This is a genomic window from Bradyrhizobium sp. MOS001, assembly GCF_004634465.1.
GTDB lineage: Bacteria > Pseudomonadota > Alphaproteobacteria > Rhizobiales > Xanthobacteraceae > Bradyrhizobium > Bradyrhizobium barranii.
The window spans coordinates 1-7,023 of sequence record NZ_SPVJ01000100.1; the positions used below are offsets into that span (position 1 = coordinate 1).

General features: G+C 60.8%; 8 protein-coding genes and 1 pseudogene. 5 read left to right on the top strand and 4 right to left on the bottom strand.

Annotation, left to right across the window (positions count from 1 at the left end):
* Both CT676_RS42520 and CT676_RS42525 read left to right on the top strand, forming a co-directional pair.
* A pseudogene (locus CT676_RS42520) lies at positions 1-496 on the top strand (Ku protein); the annotation flags it as partial.
* A gap of 50 nt (positions 497-546) precedes the next feature.
* Entirely contained in the window at positions 547-774 is a 228-nt protein-coding gene (locus CT676_RS42525; RefSeq protein WP_135217229.1) for a hypothetical protein, read from the top strand.
* Positions 775-905: 131 nt separating this feature from the next.
* Here CT676_RS42525 and CT676_RS42530 read toward each other — a convergent pair whose 3' ends face one another.
* Entirely contained in the window at positions 906-1,166 is a 261-nt protein-coding gene (locus tag CT676_RS42530) for a hypothetical protein (protein ID WP_135217230.1), read from the bottom strand.
* Positions 1,167-1,455: 289 nt separating this feature from the next.
* On the opposite strand from CT676_RS42530, the gene CT676_RS42535 reads away from it, so the two are divergent.
* Together CT676_RS42535 and CT676_RS42540 are read left to right on the top strand one after the other, a co-directional pair.
* Positions 1,456-1,875, top strand: coding sequence for a CopG family transcriptional regulator (locus CT676_RS42535; protein WP_135217238.1), 420 nt, complete (start codon positions 1,456-1,458; stop codon positions 1,873-1,875).
* 5 nt (positions 1,876-1,880) lie between these two features.
* Positions 1,881-3,056, top strand: coding sequence for a PHB depolymerase family esterase (locus CT676_RS42540; RefSeq protein WP_135217231.1), 1,176 nt, complete (start codon positions 1,881-1,883; stop codon positions 3,054-3,056).
* Between the two features lie 14 nt (positions 3,057-3,070).
* Here the strand turns inward: CT676_RS42540 and CT676_RS42545 are convergent, their stop codons facing one another.
* From CT676_RS42545 to CT676_RS42560, 3 genes are all read right to left on the bottom strand, one after another.
* Positions 3,071-4,192 carry a PAS domain-containing sensor histidine kinase gene (locus tag CT676_RS42545; protein WP_135217232.1) on the bottom strand — a complete coding sequence of 374 codons (1,122 nt, stop codon included), beginning with the start codon at positions 4,190-4,192 and terminating at the stop codon, positions 3,071-3,073.
* On the bottom strand, positions 4,192-4,983 hold the full coding sequence (locus CT676_RS42550; protein ID WP_135217233.1) for an alpha/beta hydrolase: 792 nt from the start codon (positions 4,981-4,983) through the stop codon (positions 4,192-4,194). The genes CT676_RS42545 and CT676_RS42550 overlap by 1 nt, the downstream gene beginning before the upstream one ends.
* Before the next feature lie 369 nt (positions 4,984-5,352).
* Positions 5,353-5,580, bottom strand: coding sequence for a hypothetical protein (locus CT676_RS42560; RefSeq protein WP_135217235.1), 228 nt, complete (start codon positions 5,578-5,580; stop codon positions 5,353-5,355).
* Positions 5,581-6,027: 447 nt separating this feature from the next.
* Between CT676_RS42560 and CT676_RS42565 the strand changes: the two genes are divergently transcribed.
* Positions 6,028-6,180 (top strand): DUF2934 domain-containing protein, encoded by a 153-nt coding sequence (locus CT676_RS42565; protein ID WP_135217236.1) that lies wholly within the window; start codon positions 6,028-6,030, stop codon positions 6,178-6,180.
* The last annotated feature ends 843 nt before the right edge of the window (positions 6,181-7,023 follow it).

Sequence of the window (7,023 nt, forward strand, 5' to 3'; positions counted from 1 at the left end):
TCTCACCAGCCGTGAGCACATTATCGCGCTCGAGCCGTTGGAGAAGGGTCTCGTCGGTGCGCTGCTGCGCTACCCCTACGAGGTCCGCTCCGAGCAGGAGTACTTCGACGAGATCCAGGACGTCAAAGTCACCAAGGACATGCTCGACCTCGCAAGGCACATCGTCAACCAGAAGACGGGCACGTTCGACCCCGAGAAATTCGAGGATCACTACGAGACCGCGCTGGTCGACCTGGTCAACCAGAAGCGCGCGGGGAAGCCGATCACTCCGAAAGAACGGCCGAGGGGCGAGAACGTCGTCGATCTGATGGACGCGCTGCGGAAGAGCGTCGGCGGCGCCGCGGCCGAGACCAAGGCACCGAAAAAGCCGGCCAAGAAGGCGAAGAAGGCCACGGCGGGTCAGAAGGAGATGCTGATGCCGATCGCCGGCAAGAAGCCGGTAAAGGAAGCGGCCGTAAAGAAGCCGGCGGTCGGAGCACGGCGGAAGTCGGCTTAGGAACCGATAGGTCCTGAGGACGCTTGCTTTGGCAGACGTAGGAGGAGTGTATGGATGCAAGCGAAACCGCGGCGATGACAGAAGCCTCCGGGCTGACGAACGATCAGCACGGTCTTGAGAATCCTTTTCGGGAAAAGCCCGGGACGAAGAAGCAAGTGGACCTCGGACGCTCGGCGGAGGAATTGGCCGAGCGGCTCCGGAAGGTGACGGTGGAGGCGCCGTTGCGCTCGCTCTTGGCGGCTTTTGTGCTGGGAGTTTGGTTCGCACGTCGGCGTTGAGATCTAACGTGACGACCGCGTTGCAGGCCATGCCCACAAAGCTGAAGACCTACCGGATCTCGCTGGGCTTATATGATCTGGCGATCTCGGCGCGGCGAACCCGGCGCGTGCGCCCGCTTGCGCGCTCAGTGTTAGGGCGTGCATTCCGGGCAAGTGTCGCCAATTGATCCGAGCACGTCGCCGATCTCCGTGACGGCCTCCTCCGGTGAGACACCAGGCGGCGGATCCAGGCGGGCGATGTCAAAGGCGCGTTCTCGGGCATGAGGATCGGCACGATCCTGCGCCCAGCCGTGCGCCTCGCATTCGCGGATTGCGCCGGCCTCTTGCAATACGGCGAGCGCCCAGCCTCGTAGCGTTCGGATCGCCGATTGTCTCTGTTTCGTCGTCAGCATCTCGTCGCTCCTGCCCGGACGAATTCATCCGCCCCTCGGTCGTTCCGGCCGGTTAGCACGGGACAGGGATTCAGAATTGGCAGGGCGGACGACCGTCCACCTGTTCCACCCGACTGTGCATAAGCGCAGGCAATCAGCCTTCCTTGGCGGTCAGCTTCGTCGCGCCATGTTCTTTGCGGGTCGGGAGATCACTTCGGACATAATTTCTCCAGAAGTTCCACCACGTACCCCTCTTGTAAGGGCAGCGCTCCATCCATATACCATCCATGCAGATGGCAAGTGGATGGCGATGCCCTGGAATATTCAAGAATTGAGGCCCAAGCCTCCGGAAACCGAAAAGATCACCATCAATCTCGGCTTCGTCGATCTGGGCCACGTCGATCTGATGGTGAAGGACGGGTTCTATTCGAACCGCACGGATTTCATCCGGACGGCGATCCGCAATCAGCTCGAGCGTCACGCCGACGTGGTCAAGCAATCTACCGCCCGTAAAGGCTTGGATCTCGGCCTCCGGAATTACACGCGCGCGGATCTCGAAGCGGCGCAGCGAGCCGGCGAGATGCTGCACATCAATGTGCTTGGCCTTGCCAGCATCGCGCAGGACGTCACGGCCGAACTCGCCCGCTCAACTATCGGCTCGGTTTCCGTGCTCGGAGCCCTCCATGCCACCCCCGCGGTCAAGGCCGCTCTCGCCGACAGAACAAGGTGAACACGATGTTGAATCACGACACGCTGCGCGAAGCCACGCGGTTGACGCGAGCGGGGCAACTGACCGAAGCCACGGCGCTGCTGCAGCGCATGTTCAAAGGCGAGCATGCGCCCGCTGCGGCATCGCTCGTCCCGCAGCTCGTCGGCCTTCCAGACGGCGTTCCGCCCACCATTGACCTCAAGTCTAGCCGCCTCGGCTGGGCCGACCTCAAAGCTCCGGCTACCACGGCACGTTTGCACCGGCCGCTGTTCGATCGGGCCAAGGACGGCACCTGGCTGGGTCTGCGGGGTGCCAAGCACGCGCCTGCTTCGATCACCGACATCGCGCCGGAAGGAACGAAGTTTATCGACGGCAACTACAGCAACGAGGCCGGAAGCCGGAGCTACAAGCTGTTCATCCCCAGCGGCTACCAACGAGGTCAACCGCACCCGCTGGTCGTCATGCTGCATGGCTGCACTCAGTCGCCGGACGATTTCGCAGCCGGCACCAGAATGAACTTCATCGCGGAAGAACAGAACTGCCTGGTGGTCTATCCGGCACAGCATGGCGGCGCTAATCCGTCCAAGTGCTGGAACTGGTTTCGCGCGACTGACCAGCGCCGCGACGAAGGCGAGCCCTCGCTGATCGCCGGCATCACTCGCCAAGTCATGCGTGACTACTTAATCGATCCAAAGCGCGTCTTCGTCGCCGGCCTCTCGGCTGGAGGCGCCGCTGCAGCAATCATGGGAGCCACCTATAGCGATCTATATGCTGCGGTCGGGATCCATTCCGGCCTCCCTTGCGGAGCCGCTACCGATATGCCCTCGGCGTTCACCGCCATGCGGCAAGGGGGCAAAGGCGCTCGTCCTGCGGCGACCGGCCCGAGGATCCCGACCATTGTTTTTCACGGCGATCGCGACACCACCGTGCATCCAGGCAATGGCGCCCAGGTCGTCGAACAGACTATCGGAGCGACCAAGACGCAGAAGAAAGTGCATCGCGGGCAAATTCCGGGAGGGCATGGATATACCCGAACGACCCACGTCGACGGCCAGCGGGAGATTTTGGAGCACTGGAACATCCACGGTGCCGGCCACGCTTGGTCCGGAGGGAGCCCCGCCGGATCCTATACGGACGCAGAGGGGCCGGATGCCACGAAGGAAATGCTGCGATTCTTTCTGGAGCATCCGCACGCCGGATGAATCTTGAAGCGGAGCTACTCCGACGGCATCGTGAATGTGAAGCGCGTCTCCTTCGGCGACGACGAGACGGTCAAAGAGCCGTCATGCGCCTTCGCGATCTGAGAAGCGATATATAGCCCCAATCCGAGTCCTTGCCTGCTTGCGCGGGCCTCGGCACGAAAGAACGGCTCGAACAGCTTCTCCATCGCCGCTTCCGGTATAGGCTCGCCGGCATTTGCGACCCAGAGCTCGAAAGAACCGCCGTGCGTTTCGGCGTGAACGACGATCGGCTGGTTAGAGGTGCCATGCGTCAAGGCGTTGCCTAGAAGGTTGGAGAGTAGCTGACCAACACGCGTCCGGTCGCAATCAACCGGCCGGTCGATCGCGAAGTCCGCAAGGATTTCCCTCCCGGGCGATCCCATACGCAGTTCGTCTACGACCTGCTCGAGTTCAGGTTGGAGTGGCTTTCGGGGGTCGCGCCGCAGGGTGATGCCACCGCCCAGCCTGCCACGCGCGAAGTCCAGCACGTTGTCGATCATCGCGCTCATCCGGATGACGGTCGACTGCAGCATCGCGGTGACCCGGTGCTCCTGTTCGCTCTGTACCGTCCGATCGAGGATACGGGCGCCGGCGCTAATCGAGGCGAGCGGATTGCGCAGATCGTGACCGAGAACGGCGATGAATTGTTCGCGAAACCGCGACGTCTCATTTTCCAGCCGCAGCACCTCCTGCGTGGCCTTTTCCGCCGTCACGGCCAGATCCTTGGCCGACAGAAGCTCCGTTTCGTACCGGCGCCGGTCGGTCGCCTTGATCAGCGCGATGCGGATGCCCAGCGCGTTCCCGTTCGGATCGCGGCGCTCATTGGCGTTCGCGATGATCTGCAGCGGATCGCCCGCGGCCGTAAGCATGTCGATCGCGAACTCGTTGAAGAAACCCTGCATCCGGAGTAGGGGCGCGATATGGGTTTCGAAATAGATACGCCCGGGAAAGGTGAGGAAATCACTGAAGCGCTTCCCGAGCATCGCGTCCGCGTCGTGACCGGTCCATGCGAGGAACGTCCGGTTCACGTGCTCGATGCGCGTGTCGGCGCGCAGCGTGATGTAGCCGCACGGAGCATTTTCGATCATGTCGTCGAAGTCGAGACCGGCGACGCTCACTAGACGAACGTTCTCATGGCGTCGACCATCTCTTTAGGGGCGCTGAGATTCGGACAGTGTCCGGTCGCGTCGAGGACGGTCATCCGGCTGCCCGGGATGTTGCGGTGGACGAACTCGCCGACCTCAAGCGACGCGATGATGTCCTCCTTGCACTGGAGGATCAGCGTTGGAACGGCGACGCCGGCCAGGTCCTTGCGGTTGTCGGAGGTGAACGTGACTCGGGCGAACGCCTTGGCGATCTCCGGATCGGTTCGGCAGAAGCTGTTCGTCAGTTCTTCGCCGAGTTCGGGCCGGTCGGGATTGCCCATGATTGCGGGCGCCATCTGGGTCGACCAGCCCATGTGGTTGGACTCAAGGAACTGCAGCAATTCCTCGATCTGCGCGGCACTGAAGCCGCCGACGTATTCGTAATCGTCGATGTACCGGGCAGAGGGGCCTACTAGGACCAGCTTGCCGAACATGCCGGGAGCCTTCTGAGCGGCAAGTACGCCGATCATGCTGCTGACGGAGTGGCCGACGAAGATGGCATCCTCCAGTTCGAGTTCGCGCCCGATTTCGACAAGGTCATCGGCATACCCCGATAGGCTGGAGTATTTGGTCTTATCGTAGGCGGCGAGATCCGACCCGCCTGCGCCGACCTGATCGAACGTTACCGTCTCGAAGTCGTTCTCGAACGCCGGAGCCACGAACCGCCACATGTTTTGGTCGCAGCCGAACCCGTGACCGAACACGATAGCCCGGTCCCCGGCTCCTCGAACATTCACGTTGTTCCGCTCGATTACGCCTGACATCGAATACCTCGGAAATTACGGCGCGATGCCGCATCTGCACCTTATCCGGGATCAGGTCGAGCTTGCGAGTCCTTAGCGCGGAACCCTGTCATTTATCGCTGTTCGACGGACCAGTTCGATCCGACTGACGCTGGCCAGGTCTCCTTGCCGTCGTTGAGTGCATCTACAAACCGAGTTGTGGCCCTACCGGCTGTCATCCTGGCGGCCGAGGTATGACCTTTGAAAAGTCTGGTTGTTCGAGCCCCTCGGCCTGCTGACATTCGCACGGCATTCCGGCGCCGCATTGACAGCCCTTCTCATTCCAAGCTTGGAAAGGGTGGTTCTCGCACACCCAGCCCAGCCCAAAGCAGATCTGGCAGTCGGGATCTATCAGGTGACTAACTCCAACGAACAGTCGGCACACAATCTCTTGTAATCGCTGATGGCTGTGTTCGAGAGCATCAAGACACGGTGTTCACAACGCCTAACCATTGCTTCCACCGACTCCAGCAGCACCTTGCTCGCAACCTCGGGATCACCGAGGTTGCCCGTCCGCTCCAGGTAATCCCAGGCGATCTGGATCGAGTTTTCCATGATAACGGGCAGGGGCTTACTCATGCGAGGAAACGACCCTGAGCTTGGCGAGTTCCTTGCGTCTCCGTGCTCTCCGATTCGTGGCGCCCGCACAGGCAATTTAGGCAGCCGCACCTATGGTGGCTCTGCGCCACGACGGCGGCCGACGCCGAATGAGGGCGTTCTTCCGAAGAACAGCGGCCGAAGTCGTCTGCGACCAAATAGACGGTCTCGTCACCGTTCGGGGCGATCGACATAAGCCGTCGAGACTGACGCATAAGCAACTTACACGACGGAACCGGGATTCAATTTGTCGACGTCCGATTCGTCGCTGTTACAGTGCGTACGCAGTTGGAGCGCAACACAGAGTCGGCAAAACAGCGCGACGGCCTGAACAAGAGGCTTCTTTGGTTCACAGGCAGGCTTATGGGGGGATGACCGGATTAGTAACCACTCCGATTGCCCCTAGTTGGGCTGAAGAAGGCCCATGATATGCGGATCGATGAAGCCGTTGCGGCCCGCGCCTACGAGTTGTGGGAGCAGGCAGGCAAGCCGGAGGGCCGAGAAGACTTTTGGCGCTTGGCCGAACAGGAATTGCTCAACGAGGATCAAGGCTCACCTCGACGCACACCGGATACGCTTTAGGCGAGGAGCTACCCGTCATACCCGCGTTCCCGGCTATCATCTGTCCTGCGCGACGCTTAGGTAATTTGGCGGGCGGTCTTTCGAAAACACAAACCGGCAACGGACTGGCCGCAGACGGATCGTCCGTCATCCCCATCGGGAAGCCAAAGGGTTTGGAACGCTTTCCGTACAGATCTTTTTATTTAGTCGCGGTTCAAGCGCTTGTTCGGAGGGTTGCGGCACCCTGATAGAGAGATGATCGAGTTAATGGCTTCTGTCAAAGCGGAATTGGATAGATACTTTGAATTGTTCCGGCGACGGGTGCCTACGAAGGTGTCGGCCTTCATTCTGTGGCTACGAGAACCATCCTCGTTTTGGGTCCGTGTCGTTGTCGCCGGGTTGCTCATCCTAGGAGGCGTCTTCAGCTTTCTGCCTATCTTCGGCCTCTGGATGCTGCCTCTAGGCCTTCTTCTTATCGCACAGGACATCCCTATTCTTCAGAAGCCTCTTCTCATGGCTCTGAGGTGGATCGAGGCCAAGTGGGAGCAGCTGAGAGCGCTCTTTAAGAAGAAACCATCAGGCTGATGGACATGATCCGGCGCGCTCACTCTATCCGGAGCGTCACCCGATAAGCGGGCGCCAAACAACTGCACGACCTGCGTATCGGTGCCGCACAAGTCACCTTGCCGCGCGGTGAAACACCTCGCGATGACAGCACAATGAACTTGGAACCTGCACCGGAGTTAACGGTGGCAGATCGCAGAGGTGACGAGGTGATGGCAGCAGTCAGGGTCAAACCCACGAAGCCCGACGTGGTGATCGCGCGGACCGTGTCGCGCAACACCAATCATCGTACCGAGATGG